The organism is Pseudomonas sp. TE4620 (genome assembly GCF_056279045.1).
On the sequence record NZ_JBWBQO010000001.1, the window covers coordinates 3,578,688 to 3,595,210 of the forward strand.

At 55.0% G+C, this 16,523-nt stretch carries 16 protein-coding genes; all 16 read right to left on the reverse strand.

Translation table 11 applies throughout. The features are described 5' to 3' along the window. Window positions 1-7: 7 nt before the first annotated feature. The 16 genes from ACZ9A3_RS16565 to ihfB all read right to left on the reverse strand — a co-directional run bounded on the left by ACZ9A3_RS16565 (window position 8) and on the right by ihfB (window position 16,434). Window positions 8-2,011, reverse strand: a complete 2,004-nt coding sequence (locus tag ACZ9A3_RS16565) for a polysaccharide biosynthesis protein (RefSeq protein ID WP_045195352.1) — start codon at window positions 2,009-2,011, stop codon at window positions 8-10. Between the two features lie 132 nt (window positions 2,012-2,143). Beyond that, window positions 2,144-2,737: a sugar transferase gene (locus ACZ9A3_RS16570; protein ID WP_045195354.1), complete on the reverse strand. Its 594-nt coding sequence runs from the start codon at window positions 2,735-2,737 to the stop codon at window positions 2,144-2,146. After that, window positions 2,730-3,893, reverse strand: coding sequence for a DegT/DnrJ/EryC1/StrS family aminotransferase (locus ACZ9A3_RS16575; RefSeq protein WP_045195356.1), 1,164 nt, complete (start codon window positions 3,891-3,893; stop codon window positions 2,730-2,732). The genes ACZ9A3_RS16570 and ACZ9A3_RS16575 overlap by 8 nt, the downstream gene beginning before the upstream one ends. 4 nt (window positions 3,894-3,897) lie before the next feature. Beyond that, window positions 3,898-4,323 (reverse strand): GNAT family N-acetyltransferase, encoded by a 426-nt coding sequence (locus ACZ9A3_RS16580; RefSeq protein ID WP_213603513.1) that lies wholly within the window; start codon window positions 4,321-4,323, stop codon window positions 3,898-3,900. 190 nt (window positions 4,324-4,513) lie between these two features. Beyond that, on the reverse strand, window positions 4,514-5,707 hold the full coding sequence (locus tag ACZ9A3_RS16585) for a glycosyltransferase family 4 protein (protein WP_176794229.1): 1,194 nt from the start codon (window positions 5,705-5,707) through the stop codon (window positions 4,514-4,516). 59 nt (window positions 5,708-5,766) lie between these two features. Next, window positions 5,767-7,170, reverse strand: coding sequence for a mannose-1-phosphate guanylyltransferase/mannose-6-phosphate isomerase (locus tag ACZ9A3_RS16590; protein ID WP_045195362.1), 1,404 nt, complete (start codon window positions 7,168-7,170; stop codon window positions 5,767-5,769). Then, window positions 7,167-8,216, reverse strand: coding sequence for an EpsG family protein (locus ACZ9A3_RS16595; protein WP_045195365.1), 1,050 nt, complete (start codon window positions 8,214-8,216; stop codon window positions 7,167-7,169). The genes ACZ9A3_RS16590 and ACZ9A3_RS16595 overlap by 4 nt, the downstream gene beginning before the upstream one ends. Window positions 8,217-8,285: 69 nt before the next feature. Continuing rightward, window positions 8,286-8,753, reverse strand: a complete 468-nt coding sequence (locus tag ACZ9A3_RS16600; protein WP_045195367.1) for a GDP-mannose mannosyl hydrolase — start codon at window positions 8,751-8,753, stop codon at window positions 8,286-8,288. Then, complete coding sequence (fcl, locus tag ACZ9A3_RS16605; protein ID WP_093380434.1) at window positions 8,753-9,718, reverse strand: GDP-L-fucose synthase; 966 nt, start codon at window positions 9,716-9,718, stop codon at window positions 8,753-8,755. The genes ACZ9A3_RS16600 and fcl overlap by 1 nt, the downstream gene beginning before the upstream one ends. A gap of 2 nt (window positions 9,719-9,720) precedes the next feature. Next, complete coding sequence (gene gmd / locus ACZ9A3_RS16610) at window positions 9,721-10,842, reverse strand: GDP-mannose 4,6-dehydratase (RefSeq protein ID WP_045195372.1); 1,122 nt, start codon at window positions 10,840-10,842, stop codon at window positions 9,721-9,723. A 15-nt stretch (window positions 10,843-10,857) separates the two neighbouring features. After that, window positions 10,858-12,192, reverse strand: a complete 1,335-nt coding sequence (locus ACZ9A3_RS16615) for a glycosyltransferase (RefSeq protein ID WP_093380431.1) — start codon at window positions 12,190-12,192, stop codon at window positions 10,858-10,860. Beyond that, window positions 12,189-13,442, reverse strand: coding sequence for an O-antigen translocase (locus tag ACZ9A3_RS16620; protein ID WP_476252922.1), 1,254 nt, complete (start codon window positions 13,440-13,442; stop codon window positions 12,189-12,191). Before ACZ9A3_RS16620 ends, ACZ9A3_RS16615 begins: the two co-directional genes overlap by 4 nt. Further along, entirely contained in the window at window positions 13,439-14,578 is a 1,140-nt protein-coding gene (rffA, locus tag ACZ9A3_RS16625; RefSeq protein WP_093380425.1) for a dTDP-4-amino-4,6-dideoxygalactose transaminase, read from the reverse strand. Before rffA ends, ACZ9A3_RS16620 begins: the two co-directional genes overlap by 4 nt. Window positions 14,579-14,713: 135 nt before the next feature. Next, window positions 14,714-15,766, reverse strand: coding sequence for an LPS O-antigen chain length determinant protein WzzB (locus ACZ9A3_RS16630; protein WP_093380422.1), 1,053 nt, complete (start codon window positions 15,764-15,766; stop codon window positions 14,714-14,716). A gap of 108 nt (window positions 15,767-15,874) precedes the next feature. Then, a complete protein-coding gene (locus tag ACZ9A3_RS16635; protein WP_045195379.1) occupies window positions 15,875-16,117 on the reverse strand; it encodes a lipopolysaccharide assembly protein LapA domain-containing protein in 243 nt (80 codons plus the stop codon). Window positions 16,118-16,137: 20 nt separating this feature from the next. Beyond that, window positions 16,138-16,434, reverse strand: a complete 297-nt coding sequence (gene ihfB, locus ACZ9A3_RS16640) for an integration host factor subunit beta (protein ID WP_045195381.1) — start codon at window positions 16,432-16,434, stop codon at window positions 16,138-16,140. Window positions 16,435-16,523 lie beyond the last annotated feature (89 nt).

A 16,523-nucleotide genomic window follows, 5' to 3' on the forward strand; every position in this document is an offset into this window, starting at 1 on the left:
GTACAGATCACGGATCCAGGCGGCGCTGCTGATAGATCCAGTCGACAATTTCACCGTCCGGCGTATAGCCACTAACGGTTTCACGCAGCAACTGGCGAACCCGCCCGTAGTCATCACCGGCAACCGCCGCCAGTAACCGGTGCAGACGCTCCTTGAGCGTCTCCCAAGGCAGATGATCTTCGGCAGCGCTCATGATCATCGGGTGTCGGGTAGCAACGACGTTGTCACCGATCAGCAATTCTTCATAGAGTTTCTCGCCTGGACGCAGCCCGGTGAACTCAATAGCAATATCGCCGTGCGGATTCTTTTCAGAACGCACGCTTAGCCCGGAAAGGTGGATCATTTTTTCCGCGAGTTCGGCAATGCGGACCGGCTCGCCCATGTCCAGCACGAACACATCCCCACCCTGCCCCATGGAGCCGGCCTGGATAACCAACTGGGCCGCCTCGGGGATGGTCATGAAGTAGCGAGTGATCTTCGGGTGGGTGACCGTCAGTGGCCCGCCCGCCTTGATCTGCTTGTGGAACAACGGAATCACCGAGCCTGACGAGCCCAGCACGTTGCCGAACCGCACCATGGTAAAACGCGTCTTGTTGACCTGAGAGACTTTGTCCGAGTCACCAAACAGAACCGGCGCGAGCTCCTGGCTGAGCGCCTGCAGGGTCATTTCCGCCAGACGCTTGGTACTGCCCATGATATTGGTGGGACGAACCGCCTTGTCCGTGGAGATAAGGACAAAGTTGGCAACTCCGGCCTGCAATGCGCTTTGCGCCGTATTGAGCGTGCCGATGACGTTGTTCAACACGCCTTCGGCGATATTGTGCTCAACCATGGGAACATGCTTGTAGGCTGCAGCGTGATACACCGTATCGACACTCCAGGTCTTCATGACATCCAGCAACTGCGCCTGATTACGGATGGAGCCAAGAATAGGCAAGACCCTTACCGGCAACGAAGACCTGCTGATGGTCTGCTCCAGCTCGCTGAGAATGGTGTAGAGGTTGAACTCACTGTGCTCGAACAACAGCAAGGTAGTAGGTTGCGACTTGAGGATCTGCCGGCACAGCTCCGAACCGATCGAACCACCGGCCCCGGTCACCATTACCGACTGCCCCTTGATGCAACGTTCGATCAGGTCATCCTGTGCCGGAACCGCGTCGCGGCCCAGCAGGTCGGCGATATCCACTTCCTGGATATCATCGACCTTGACCCGGCCACTGGCCAGATCCATGAAGCCGGGCACACTACGCACATGCAGCGGGAAGCCTTCCAGGTAACTGAGTATCTCCCGCCGGCGCGCGCGCGTGGCAGACGGAATGGCCAGGAGAATCTCCTGGGCGCCGGTCATATCGACCATGCGCTGGATATGCTTGGACTTGAAAACCTGCAGACCGGAAATCGTCCGGTCAGTGATGCTGGCGTCATCATCGATGAATGCAACCGGACGCATCACCTTGCCCATGCGCAACGCGGCCACAAGCTGGTTGCCCGCAGCCCCGGCACCGTAGATGGCTACCTTGGGCAAACCATCGTCACGGTTGGTAAAAGGTACATTCTGAATGCCCGCGAACCAGTCACCGAGAAAATACTGACGCATGGCCAGGCGCAAGCCTCCGACCATGATCAGACTCAGCCACCAATAGTTGAACACGATCGAACGGGGGATCACGACTTGATGGTTGCTGTACCAGTAAACCGCTACGCCCAGTATCAGCGAGGACAGGCTCACCGCCTTGATAATGGTCACCAGCGCATCGTTGCCGAAGTAGCGCATCACCGCACGGTACATGCCGAAACGGATAAACAGCGGAATGGCAATCAACGGCGCGGTAACAAATATCCACAGGTGCGTGGTGAAAGGGTTGATGGCTTCTTCAATACCCAGGCGAACGACAAACGCCATCCACAGCGCAATCCAGACCAGTACCACGTCTGCCGCGACTTGAATCAACCGTTTGTAACGGCGCGGCAATGAAACCAGCCAGAGCCGTAGCCTATCGTATTTCACCATCTTCAAACTCCACTACGCCTGAGCCGACACTGCCATTGCTGCAGCATTCCATGTTCATACACCCCGTTCCCGGCGCTCCAGCGGTGGCAACAATTCATCACCACCCTGTGATTTACCAGGGTAACGGCTACCTCATCGAGAAACGATCTTTGCAAGTGTGGCAAAAATGATCTTGATATCGGTCACCACACCATGTTGCTCGACATACTCCAGATAGTACTTCTGCTTGATTGGCAGAATTACATCAATATAGGCCTGCCGAGGATCCGGGTACTGGCCCAGGATCAAACTTTCATCAACCATCTCGATGGATGCCCGATCAGTGATCCCTGGGCGCACCGAGAGCACTTTGCGGCGCACCGATTCTTCATAGCAGTTCATGAATTCTGGTACTTCCGGGCGCGGTCCGACCAGGCTCATGTCCCCCAGCAACACGTCGATGAGCTGCGGCAGCTCATCGATCTTGGTGCGACGTAAAAAACGACCGGAGCGGGTAATACGCGAATCTTCGCCAATGGTCAGGCGCCCGGCACTTTCCGCGTGCAGCTTCATGGTCCGGAACTTATGAATCCTGAACAGATTACCGAAACGTCCGACACGCTCCTGTCGAAAGAATACCGGCCCGGGCGAATCCAGCTTGACCCACAGAAAAATCGCCAACAGCAACGGCGACAGCACCAGGAGACCCAGCGCAGCACAGACAATGTCAAAGAGCCGCTTAAGCATTGGCCAACACCGATCGCACCGCCGCAATCACACGTTCCTGATCGGCTTCGGTCATCTTGGTGTAGAGCGGGATCGAAACCTCCTGCTCGAACAGGCTCTGGGCTACCGGGAACTGCTCGGGACTCAGGGCACAGCTTTCACGCCAGTAGGGTTGCAGGTGCAGCGGAATGAAATGCACCGAGCAACCAATGCCCAGTTCGGCCATCTTGATGATGAAGTCGTCGCGCTTGATATTTGCCTCTGCGCGCAGACGCAGCGGGAACAGATGCCATGCATGCATGTCGCCAGCAGCGGCCACTGGCGGCAACACCAATGGCAGATCGCTCAGCGCCTCAAGGTAACGCTCGGCCATGGCCTGACGCTTGAGTTGGAAGCCTTCAAGACGACGCAACTGGTGAATGCCCATGGCGGCGGCGACGTCGCTCATGTTGTATTTGAAACCGGGAGCGACAATTTCGTAGAACCAGGCCGGCGTCTTCGACACATAACGATCGAAGGCATCGCGACTGATACCGTGCAGGCGCATGATCCGGCAGCGCTTGGCCAGTTCCGCATTGCGGGTCACCAGCATGCCGCCTTCACCGGTGGTCATGGTTTTGTTGGCGTAGAAACTGAACACTGTGATATCGGACTCGAGGGTACCGATCTTGCTGCCTTTCCAGGTGGTTGGCAGTGCATGCGCAGCATCTTCCACCACCTTCAGGCCATGGCGACGGGCAATCTGCAAAATCGCATCCATGTCACAGCTCAGTCCGGCGAAGTGCACAGGCATGATCGCACGGGTCTTGTCGGTAATCGCCGCCTCGATCGCCGCCGGATCGATATTGAAGGTCTCTTCCAGCACATCCACGATAACCGGCGTGCCGCCCAGATACCGGACAACCTCGGCAGTTGCCGTGAAGGTATAGGACGGCAGAATGACTTCATCGCCTGGGCCGATACCAATGGCTTCCAGCGCCAGGTGCAGCCCGGCGGTTGCCGAGTTCACGGCAATGCTTTCAACATCACCACCAAGAAAACTGGAAAAGTCCGCTTCGAATTGCTTGGCTTTTGGCCCGGTGGTCACCCAGCCGGAACGCAGGGTGTCGACAACTTCATTGATTTCCTCTTCACCCAGTTCAGGAAGAGCGAAGGGCAGGAACGGAGTATTCTGCATAGGTTCACCGCAAGCGTTTGATGTAACGGTTCATGATGCGATTGCCACTTTTCTTCAGCGTGGACTCCAGCACATAACCATTGCGTTGATAAAAACCGTTGACCTCGACATTGGCATCGCGATCAGTTGTCAGGTACACAAAAGCGGCGCCGGATTCGGCAGCCCACGCCTCTACTTCTTGCAGCAGTTGCCTGCCCACACCCTGCCCCTGCGCCTGCGGCGACACCGAAATGGTGCTCAGCAGCACCGCATTCTCGGTATCGAGACTCTCGACCTGATCGCCTCGATAAAACACCGCCGCCCATAATTTTTTGGCGACGAACAACGGGTTCTTCAGCAGGCTCGGCAAGGCGCGCAAGGCAAATGCCAGCCAATGCTTGGCAAACAGGTCCTTGTAGAACAGCGATGGCTGGCGAATGGCAACCGCCAACCCCTTGGGCGCCCGGCCTGCCGAATCATCAGAGGCAAGGATGCAGGCGCACTGTTCGGACTGCAGGTAATGGGTGTAGAGCAAGGCCAGAAACTTCGGCCCCAACTGACTGAGAAAAAAGCCTGGAAACGCCTGAACATGCAAGTCGGCAAATGCCTGGACCTGAGCACTGTCAACCAACCTAACCCGTTCAAGCTTCATAGACATCCTCAACAATTGCCTTCAGTTTGGGCACTGCTCGCTCAGCCGAGTAAAACTCCTGGGCGTATTCACGACCGTTGCTTCCCATTGCGGCCAGACGCTCAGATGAGGCATTGAGCAAATAGTTCATCCCCTCCAGTACTGCCGCATTGGTACGCACACCAATGGTATGGCCCGCATCCGATTTGCCCAGCTCGATTGCCGACTCGCTACGCTCATCGGCCAGCAACAGAATGGGCCGGCCAGCCAGCATATAGGTGATCAGCTTGGAAGGCACTGAGGCGAACTCCTGACCTGCGGCGGTTGGCAGCAACAAAGCATCTGCGGCACCGAACACTGCCGGAGTCAGTTCGAACGGCCAAGGCGAAAGGAAGTGGCAACGGGACTCCAGACCGCGGGCCTGTAGCAACCGCTTGAGCTCCGGCACCAGCGATCCGTCACCTGCAAACAGGAACACTGCCCGTGGATCGACGCCATCCAGATAACCCATGAACTCATCCAGGCCGGAAGCGACGCCCATATTGCCGCCATACACGAAAAGAAACTGCTCAGGCGCCAGGCGCAAGCCCATCACCTTCTCAAGCTCCCCTCGCGCCTGCTCCTTGGGTAAGGCCTGAATCTGACTGCCTTGAACCCAGTTTCGGACAAGCGTCACCTTCGATGGATCGATTTTTCGCGTCTCGGTATAAGCACGATGGAATCCATCGGAAATCACCACCAAGTGATCGCAGTTACGCGCGATGAGCGTATCAAGCTTGAGCAGGCCGCGATAAATGCCGCCGGTTTCCTCGATACGCTTTTGCACGGCCAAGGACTCCGGATACAGGTCCTGGACACTGGCGACCACCTTGATGCCCTTGAGCCTGGCCGCCATCAGCAGCAGGCCGAGGGAGAACAACGGCCACACGTTGGCGTAGATCACATCAACCTTGCGCTGACGCAAGATGAAGAAAAATACTGACAACCCGAAAGAGATGTTCTCCAGAAATCGTGAGACGAAGCTGGATTTTTTCGAAGAAAAGGCAAACAGGCGTGACACCGGAAACGGCATGTTCAAACCGGCGATCTTCTCATCCAGCCCTTCGGCGGCGACGTTGCGGGTTGGTGTCGGACATGCCACCAGCACCTCATGCCCTTGGGCATGCAGGTACTGGGCGACATCAGCACTGGTTCTGGCACTCACCACCGGCTCCGGCGGAAAAACACAACTCGCAACTAAGACTTTCAACCGCAACCCCTCGCTTACGCCCGCCCGTAGATATCTTCGAAACGAACAATGTCGTCTTCACCCAGATAGGAACCCGATTGCACCTCGATCAGCTCGAGGGGCACTTTTCCTGGGTTCTCCAGGGCATGCACCTGACCGATAGGAATATAGGTCGACTGGTTTTCGGTCACCAGATAGGTTTCCTTGCCATTGGTGACCTTCGCCGTACCGCTGACCACGATCCAGTGCTCGGCACGGTGATGATGCATCTGCACCGACAGCTTGGCGCCCGGCTTTACAGTGATACGCTTGACCTGGTAGCGATGCCCCTGGTCTATGGCCTCGTAGCTACCCCACGGGCGATACACTTCGCTGTTGCAATGAAACTCCTGGCGCTGCTGGGCCTTGAGGTTCTCAACGATTTTCTTGACCCCCTGGACCTTGTCCTTGTGCGCTACCAGCAGAGCATCCTTGGTCTCAACGATGATCAGGTCGCGGACCCCTACGGCAGCCACCAGGCGGCTGGTCGACTTGATGTAGCTGTGCTCCACTTCATCAGCCATGACATCGCCGCTGACGACGTTGCCACTTTCATCCTTCTGGCCAACATCCCACAAGGCGGACCAGGAACCGATATCGTTCCAGCCGGCATTCATTGGCACTACTACCGCATCGGCAGTCTTTTCCATGACGGCGTAGTCGATGGAGTCGCTCGGGCAGCGTGCAAAGGCCTCGGCACCGACGCGGGTGAAATGCAGATCACGGGAACTTTGCTCCAGGGCTTCGGCGCAACAAGCATGGATCTGCGGAGCAAACGCCTTGACCTCGTCAAGCAGACGGCTTGCCTTGAACAGAAACATACCGCTGTTCCACAGGAACTTCTTGCTGGCCAGATAGCGTTGGGCGGTGGCCAGGTCAGGCTTTTCGACAAACCGTGCAATCGCATACCCAGAACCCACGGCCGGCCCCTGTTCGATATAGCCGTAGCCGGTTTCCGGAGACAGCGGCTGGATGCCGAAGGTGACTAGCTTGCCTGCCTGAGCCAGCGGCAATGCGCTGCGAACGCACTGCTGGAAAACTTCGGCATCACTGATCAAATGATCTGCCGCCAGTACCAACAGGAGCGGATCCTGACCGTCCTGTACGGCCTTCAGGGCAGCAAGCGTAATAGCAGCGGCGGTGTTGCGCGCCACAGGCTCGAGAAGTAGCTCGCAATCATCGAAACCCAACTGGCGCATCTGTTCCGCGGCAACGAAACGATGGGCTTCGTTGCAGATGATTTGCGGCTTCAGATCGGTAAGACCGGACAGGCGCTCGACCGTCACCTGGAGCATGGTGTGCTCATCTGCCAATGACAGGAATTGCTTCGGGTTGAGCTCACGGGACATTGGCCACAAACGCGACCCGGAGCCGCCAGCCATCACAATAGGTAAAATCATAAGCCACCCAGGACCGAAGTATACGGTTGCACAAAGCCTAGGACTTGCAACACATAGATGATTTGGAATGTTGATACTGCGAGCATCCCTGCAGCGCCGACAACGCGACCAAACAGAATGGCGTACGCAAGCAGCGAGAATACCATGAAATGATTGAAAATATCCGATATCCGGTAGGCCACAACCTGGGCATCGTGCAACGCCAGCAAGATCAGCAAGCCACTTAGATGGAGGATCACCGAGTAAGCAATAAAGGGCTGTTGGCGCTGTATACGAGCAAACATAAAGACCAACGGCGATAACAGCGCAAAATGAAATATCGCCCGAAAAAAGTTGATCGAACCACCCTGACCACTAAGAATATTATTAATATAAAAGTCGAGCCTAGGGTTCTCCAGCAGCGACAAGAGCTGTAAAAACCCTTTAAGCACACTGATGTCCAGCAAGTAGAGTGCAAACAGCGCGCAGCAACACAAATATATATAAAATACCGTACGCACCCCGGCTGCGCGGAGCAACATAAAGGGCAGAAACAGAATGGCCGAATAATGAAATAACACGGCCCCACACAAGACCGCCAGACTTTTCGACCACTGCCCATTAAACACCAGGTAAGCTGAACACATTACCAAGCCGGTGGCCACACCGATACGAATCTGCGTGAAGTCCTGCAGCAAGAAGAAGTAAGACAGGTAAATTGCAACACTCAACCAACGATACGGTGTTGCCCGCTCCATCACATAAAATTTGCTACCGACGCCCAAAACCGCGTAAAAAACAAACAGCAGTATCGCTGAACCCGTCAGTAGCGAAGACAGCTTCGCCAGAACGAAAAAAGTTGGCTCGACAAAAAACGGCCCAAATTCACCAGAAACAATACCTGCATAATAATCAAGGTAGTTCCCGTGATCGTCCGATACCCCGGGCGCCTGGAAGGCACACATGGCAATCAGCAAGGCGGCCAAGCCCCAGTAGCAAAGCTTGCGCTTGCCACCCAGCAACGAGAGTAGCGCCGAAACCATGAAAGGCAGATAGTAGAAAAGCATACGACGCAACCCTAGACAGAACCCCGAGCGACCATGTGAAACAGAGCAACTGCCCGCTTCGCTTAACCCTCAGCCCTGATCGAAATAGTCCAAGACATGCTGATGCACGCGCAACGAAGTTGTGCGCACGTCGACCCAGCGATATTCAGCATGCTGTTCACGTGGCAGGCTTTCAAGTGCCGAATCTGCCAGTAACAGGGTATAGGCGAGTACCACATAGTGAGTGCCCGAATCGTGCTCATCTGCCGAAAAGTAACTATCGCGGTAGAAGTGTTCGTACACACCGCGAAACGTCGCGCTCGCCATTAACAGTTGCACCCCGAGCTCGGAGTGACTGATGCGGCGAAACGCCTGTTCCAGTGACTCGTTCTTGCGCACCCGCCCCCCGGGGGTAAACCAGTATCCCTGGGCGGGACGATTCAAACGCTCGCCCAGAAGCACTTGCCCGTGCTCATTCAACACGAGCAGGTCAATCGCTATCAGAGGCGTATGCATGACGACTGTGCGGAATGCATCCGCCTGCAGATAGCCGGCCATTAGCGTCTGGCCGAACTTTCGTGATCGACAAACCACTGATAGGCATCGACCAGGCCATCTTCGAGACTGATAGAGGCCTGCCAGCCGAGGTTCTTCAAACGAGAGACGTCCAGCAGCTTTCTTGGCGTGCCATCAGGCTTGCTGGCATCAAAGCCAAGACGCCCCTGATAACCGGTCACTCGACAAATGGTTTCAGCCAGCTCACGAATAGTGCAGTCGACGCCTGTCCCCACGTTAATGTGTGACAAGGTCGGCTGGGTATGCTGCTGATACACCTGCGACTCCATGTTCATGACATGCAGGCAGGCCGCCGCCATATCATCTACGTGCAGAAACTCGCGCATCGGTGTGCCGCTGCCCCAGATGACCACCTCCTGGTCACCCCGCACCTTGGCCTCATGAAAACGACGAATCAGCGCCGGAATCACATGGCTGTTTTGCGGATGATAGTTGTCATGAGGACCGTACAGGTTGGTCGGCATGACACTGCGGTAATCCACCCCATACTGGCGGTTGTAACTTTCACACAGCTTGATACCGGCAATCTTGGCGATGGCGTAAGGCTCGTTGGTAGGCTCCAGTACGCCAGTCAACAACGCTCGCTCTTCAATTGGTTGCTCAGCGAACTTTGGATAGATACACGAAGACCCGAGAAACAGCAGCTTTTTTACGCCGCTGGCGTACGCGCCCTGAATGATGTTGGCCTCAATCATCAGGTTTTCATAAATGAACTGAGCTGGGTATTCATTGTTGGCATGAATACCCCCTACCTTGGCCGCTGCCAGGTAAACCTGATCGATCTGCTGCTCGGCAAAGAACGCACTGACCTGGCGCTGATCCAGCAGGTCGAGCTCTTCCCGGGTTCGCGTAACGATGTTGGTGTAGCCCTGCTGCTTCAATGCACGCATCAATGCCGAGCCGACCATACCGCGGTCACCGGCAACGAAAACCGTTTCTTTGCTCACGATTAACGCTCCACCGCTACATGCACGTCATGACCATGGGACTTGAGCAGCGCGTGGCGCTGGGCCACCTTGAGATCTTCGCTGACCATTTCCGCACACATTTCCTGAACGGTAATTTCCGGCACCCAGCCCAGCTTCTCTTTTGCCTTGGCTGGATCGCCCAGCAAAGTTTCTACTTCCGCAGGACGGAAGTAGCGCGGGTCGACACGCACAATGACATCGCCAACCTTCAGCGCTGGCGCCTTGTCACCTTCGATGGCGGAAACGATCGCAACCTCATCAACACCCGTGCCTTCGAAGCGCAACGAGACACCCAACTCCGCTGCTGACCACTCGACGAACTGGCGAACCGAGTACTGCACACCCGTAGCAATGACGAAATCATCAGCAACTTCCTGCTGCAGCATCATCCACTGCATGCGAACGTAGTCCTTGGCATGCCCCCAGTCACGCAGCGCGTCCATGTTGCCCAGGTACAGGCAATCTTCCAGCCCCTGACTGATATTGGCCAAGGCACGGGTAATCTTGCGGGTCACGAAAGTCTCGCCGCGACGCGGCGACTCGTGGTTGAAGAGAATACCGTTACAGGCATACATACCGTAGGCTTCACGGTAGTTGACCGTGATCCAGTAGGCATACATCTTCGCCACCGCATAGGGCGAACGCGGATAGAACGGCGTGGTTTCACGCTGCGGCGTCTCTTGGACGAGGCCATACAGCTCAGAGGTCGACGCCTGATAGAAGCGGGTTTTCTTTTCCAGGCCGAGCAAGCGAATGGCTTCGAGAATCCGCAGGGTACCCAAGGCATCGACATCCGCGGTGTACTCAGGCGACTCAAAACTTACCGCAACATGAGACTGGGCGCCCAGGTTGTAGACCTCATCAGGCTGAACTTCCTTGATGATGCGGGTCAAGTTGGAAGCGTCGGAAAGATCACCGTAGTGCAAAACGAAATTTTGATTGGCAACATGTGGATCCTGATAGATATGGTCCACACGCTGGGTATTGAATGAAGAAGCCCGGCGCTTGATTCCGTGAACTTCGTAACCTTTTTCCAGCAGCAATTCGGCGAGATAAGAACCGTCTTGCCCGGTAACGCCAGTAATTAAAGCTTTCTTTTTCATTTCAATTATCCAGTTCTATATTTCAGCCGAAATCAAATCAGAAACCCTGTCAGCCCAGTGCAGATGGCTGAACACACGCGCTGCGCGCTCGTGAATGACGCCGGGTTGCTCGAGATCAGGCGCTTGCGCCCGGTAAACACTGAGGATACGTACTGCCATCTGCCGGACATCAAGCCGGTCGACGATAAAACCATTGCGACCTTCTTCCACGAGCTCCGTGGCGATGCCGACATCAAATGCCACTACGGGTACGCCACACATTAGCGCTTCCCCTACCATCATAGGGCCAGCATCTTCGATTGACGTACTGACAAACAGATCAGCCTTACGATAAAGCGCCGCCAACGCGGCATCGCCTTGACAGTAGTCGAATTGGATCACTTTAACACGCTCAAGACCCAGATGAGAGAAGCGATCCGGCGCCAGGCACAGGAGACCAATCTCCTCCCCCGCGAGCAACTGCTGCTCCAGACAGACGAGCACTTGGGAGAGGTATTCAAAACCCTTGCGCGGGTCGTCAGCATCATTGGCATTGGTAAGCATCCGGAACTGCACCGAACGCTCCGGAGCACGCTGCGCCAGTTCTGGCTTGAACAGGTCGGCGTCCAGCGGCAGCGACAACAGCTGATGGTCAGCATATTGAATGGCAGAGCGCTTTCCGGCCTCATGAATGCGCTGGCTACCCGACAATAATGTCGCCTTCATCTGCAGAATATTCACCGACTTGGCGCGCAACTGATAAGCCGCATAATTTTTCTGGCGCTGATCGAGCGCCGGACAATCAGAGCAATCGACCTGGAAACCCGTGCACTGCCAGTAGTAGTGGCAGCCACCGGTCAGGTGCGCCATGTCCATTGAGGTGTAATACACCTTGCAACCAGTTTTTCTCTGGATCTGCAGGACATCGAAGCTGTTGGCAAAGCCCGCAACCCAGTGCACAAAGAGCACATCTGCCGAGGTAATACGCTGAACCAGCTCGGGATTGATGCCTTGAACCGCGGACTCGCCGACAGAAAAGAACAGGTACTTTCTTTTTGCCGAAAATCGCTCGCGAGCGGCAAAGTGGGCCCGCACCCTGGAGAACACTTTTGATGGCAAGTGCTTCCTGGCAAACGCCTTGATACGGACCTTGAACAGTTCGCTCACCACCCGCGTTACCGCCGGCACGGTATGGGACGATCGGGATTCAGCCACAAACAATTGCGAGTCGTGCCCGGCTGCCAGCAAGGACGCGTGAAAGCGCAAAGCCGCACTGCCGGCACCACCAAAATCATTGGTAGACAAGTGAATGACCCTGGCACTGAACGCTTGCTGCGCCCGCTCGGACGCACCGGTTTCCTTGAGACTCAACGCTGCTTCCTCATATAAACCCGCAAACCGATCAAGCAAATAACGAAGTACAGGATATAAGTAACAACGTATGCTTGCATAACACTTTCAACGCCCACCTGAGCGCGACTCATCAGCCAGGCACCCAACAAAAACAAACCGCCCTGGAGCACCTCGGCAATAATATATAACTTCGTTGCCGCCTTCGCCACGGCGATAAAACCGATTACATAGGCCGATATTTTGAAAAAGTCCCCCAGCAACTGATAAATAATCAGGTCGGCCAGCGGGCTAAACTCTTCGGAAAAAATAAGCTTTATGAAGAACGTTCGCCCCAGGTACAGCGTCCCCGCACCAAGGACAAAAATAGCCTGAACCAGATACAGGTGCCGGAGTGTCATCTTCACCACGACAGTACTGTTCTGTTCAGGGGAAATCCGTGGCACAAAATAGAAGGCCAGGAACATGGTAAAGAAACCCAAGTACGCCGCAGAAAAGCGAATCGCCGCCTGCCAGATCCCCGCATCGTGATAGCCCACCTGGGAAATCAACATGCTGCGCACAGTGATTTCTACCAGCGGGAATGCCAGCGTGCTGACCACCAGCATTGTGGTATAGGCAAACAATTGCCGGAACGACAGCCCATCAATCTTGAATAGGCGAATCCGCCCCCAAAAAGGTGAGCGACGGTAAAAGTACAGTGCTGGTAGCGCGCACAAGGATGAAGCCAGAACGATGGAAACCCCGGCCCCATACTCCAGATAACGGGAGATACAGAGCCATAACAAAGGGACCGCCAGGACGTTGCCAAGAATCTGGCTGTAGGCGAAAACGTGGGTTACACGCAAGCCATTGGTGACACCGAAAACAACATTTGCAAACGCCAGTGCCAACTGGGCAATGGCCAGCAGAATGATGATCGACTGATAGTCATCGACACCAAATACAAACAGTGAAAGCGGCCGTGAAAGCACTATCCCCGCAATACAAACCAACAGGGAGAATAACAGGGCATAGGTGACCGCAGCCGAAATGAAACGCAGCAGTTTCCTGGGCGTCTGGTGGTACTCAGAACAGTACTTGACCAACGCATTGATGATGCCGCCTCCGGAAAGAATCGTCAGCACACTGACAACACTCATCAGGTGCCCGAGCTTACCCACGCCCTCCGGACCAAGATAAACAGCCATGACCTTAAGAAGGATGAAGCCCATGAGCACTTTCGATGCATGGGCGCCACCCGTGAACAGGGCTGAACGGACAGCACTCATTGAATTGAACTCAGCCCCTCGAGCGCTGCATCAATGACGGTAGCCACCATGGCATCAGTCATGTTGAACCAGACCGGAAGGCGAACCAGTCGTTCACTGTCACGAGTCGTTACTACGTCGTCACCGACAAACCTGCCGAACTGCTGGCCTGCAGGGCTGGCATGCAGAGGGATATAGTGGAATGGCGTCAAGATTTCGCGCTGACGCATATGGCTGATGAACTTCGCACGCTGGTCGAGCGACTGGAGTTTCAGGTAGTACATATGGCCATTGTGCTCGCAGCCCTCCGGAACCTGGGGACGCTGAACCAGCCCATGCAATTCCGAAGCCGCAAAGGCCTGGTGATACATATCCCAGATTTGCAGTCGACGGGCATTGATCTCTTTCGATTTTTCCAACTGTGCATAGAGGTAAGCAGCCTGCAACTCACCCGGCAAGAAACTTGAGCCAATGTCACGCCACGTGTACTTGTCGACCTGCCCACGAAAGAACTGCGAGCGGTTCGTACCTTTCTCACGAATGACTTCTGCACGCAAAACAAAGCGCTCGTCATTAATCAGCAGCAAGCCCCCCTCACCACCGCTGGTATAGTTCTTGGTCTCGTGAAAGCTGTAAGCCGCCAAATGCCCAATGGTGCCCAGCGGCCGTCCTTTGTAGGTCGACATCATGCCTTGAGCCGCATCTTCGACAACGAACAGGCCGTGCTTCTCGGCAATGGCCATCAACGTGTCCATTTCGCAGGCAACACCGGCATAGTGCACAGGAACGATCGCTTTTGTTCGTTCGGTAATCGCCTGTTCAACCAAGGTTTCGTCGATATTCATGGTGTCAGCCCGAACATCAACAAAGACAATTTTGGCACCGCGCAAAACAAAGGCGTTGGCGGTACTGACAAAGGTATAGCTTGGCATGATGACTTCATCGCCAGGGCCAATATCCAGAAGCAGTGCTGCCATTTCGAGCGCCTGGGTACAGGACGGCGTTAACAACGTGCGCAAGCAAGCAAAGCTTGTCTCAAACCACTGTTGGCAGCGTTGACTAAACTCGCCATCTCCGGACATTTTATCGCTGCGCATCGCCGCAATAACGTACTGATCTTCCGCACCGGTGTAAGGTGGTTTGTTGAACGGAATCATGCTACACCCTCGAAAATTCGCTTTCAGGCCGCCTTGCTGCACGATAGCAAAGCGGGCCTCACGATAAAACAGAGCCTGCCCCGGAAACACCAAAAGCGGCGCCGCCGCTTTTGGAGTCATGACCGAGCACTTTAATTATTGCGGTCGAACCGGCCGCCGGCGCATCGCTGCCGCCAACAGGACATAGCCTACACCCAGGAGCAATCCAGCCAGCGCAGCCATGGCCAGCACCACAGATTTTCTTGGCTTGATCGGGGCGTCAGGCTGTTCTATAGGACCGTCGATGCGAAAAACCGCTACACTCTCAGGGTTGACTTCAACACTCATATAGAACGCATACCGGGCCTGCAGGTCACGCAAACGGGTAATGAACGGATCGTCAGACCTGCGCTGCTCGAGGTTCTGAATCTCCGCCTCCAGCGCCTTGGTACCACGCATGTAGCTCAAGTGCCCATCCATACCCGCAGACACTTCGGTAGACAAATTCCCACTGATAATCGGCGGCTCTTTCAAACCAATTGCACGCGCAACATTCAGCGCCTCGCGCAACTGAACAATAAGGTCCTCGCGCACCTTCTGCCCACCTTCGCGCAAACGATCAATCTGTTGAGCCAGATTCCTCGCGCGAACTTCTGCTTCGCGGGTGACGTTCTTTATCATCTCTTCACGAGCCGAATCACCGGCGCGCATAACGTAAGTCTTGGCCCAGGCGACCACACGCTGTGGATCCTCGCCTTGCACTGTCAACGAATAGCGATCAGGGGAGTCTTTTCCACTGGGTGAAATCACCAACTCACGAGAAAATTTTTCGTAAAGTCGAGTTTGCGAACCCGCACGCTCTGACTCGCTGAGCGATGGCAGATAAAACTCTTCAAAAAAACTACGGCGCAACGATTCCGCTTGAAGATCACGCAAAAAAACCTCGTACACATCCTTGACCGAGTACGGTTTCAGCTCAGCCTCGGCAGTACGACCGTAGTTGAAATCGGCGATACCATTCTGGGTCGGCGGAATGACAAAAACCCGGGCTTCATAAACAGGCTTGGCGATGAACAGATAAATCACAGCTGCCAGGACGGCGAGGAACATGACTGACAAGATAATCAGTTTTTTCGCCCAAAGGCTTCCAAGTAACTCAAGCACGTCCAACTCTGGATCTAACCGATTACTCTCGGGGGTGTTGCGCATTTATAATTCAGTCCTTATCAGGTTTCGCTGCGCTCTTATCGTTGAGCGTTTTTACATCTATAACAGCCACGCCCTTGCCATTGGCAATCGCCAAGCAGGCTACGAAAATCAAACTTTGGCTCGCCCCCGCCCTTCTTTGCCAAGCAATCGGCCGGCCAGCACCAACAAGGGGCCCACAGCCAGACCAACCAGCAATGCGATAAGTACAAATACAGCCAACGGCAGGGAAGGCAGTGTCCAGGCCATGAAATGCAATGACGCCGGCTGCTGATTATCCAGCACAAAAATCAGCACCATCGCTGCTAGCAGCAAAAGAAATACGACCAAAATCAACCGCTTGAAGTTCCGCACGGAGGCTTCCTTTTATCCGATTAGTGTTCTTGGGACTCTTCCTCATTCACCCGATCCCGCAGCTCCTTGCCTGGCTTGAAGTGTGGCACAAACTTGCCATCCAGGCTGACGGACTGACCGGTTTTTGGGTTGCGACCTACGCGGGGGGCACGATAGTGCAGGGAGAAGCTGCCAAAGCCGCGGATTTCGATGCGGTCGCCAGTGGCCAGGCACTGGGACATTTGCTCAAGCATGGTCTTGATGGCCAGCTCGACATCCTTGGATGAGAGCAGCCCTTGATGGGTGACAATACGTTCGATCAGCTCCGACTTCGTCATATTTTTCCCTTCTTTATCAAGCAGCTAGATCATTGCTCCGTTGTTTTTAGCATGACCTGAGGGATTTGAACAGGGCGGTTCTTGACTTA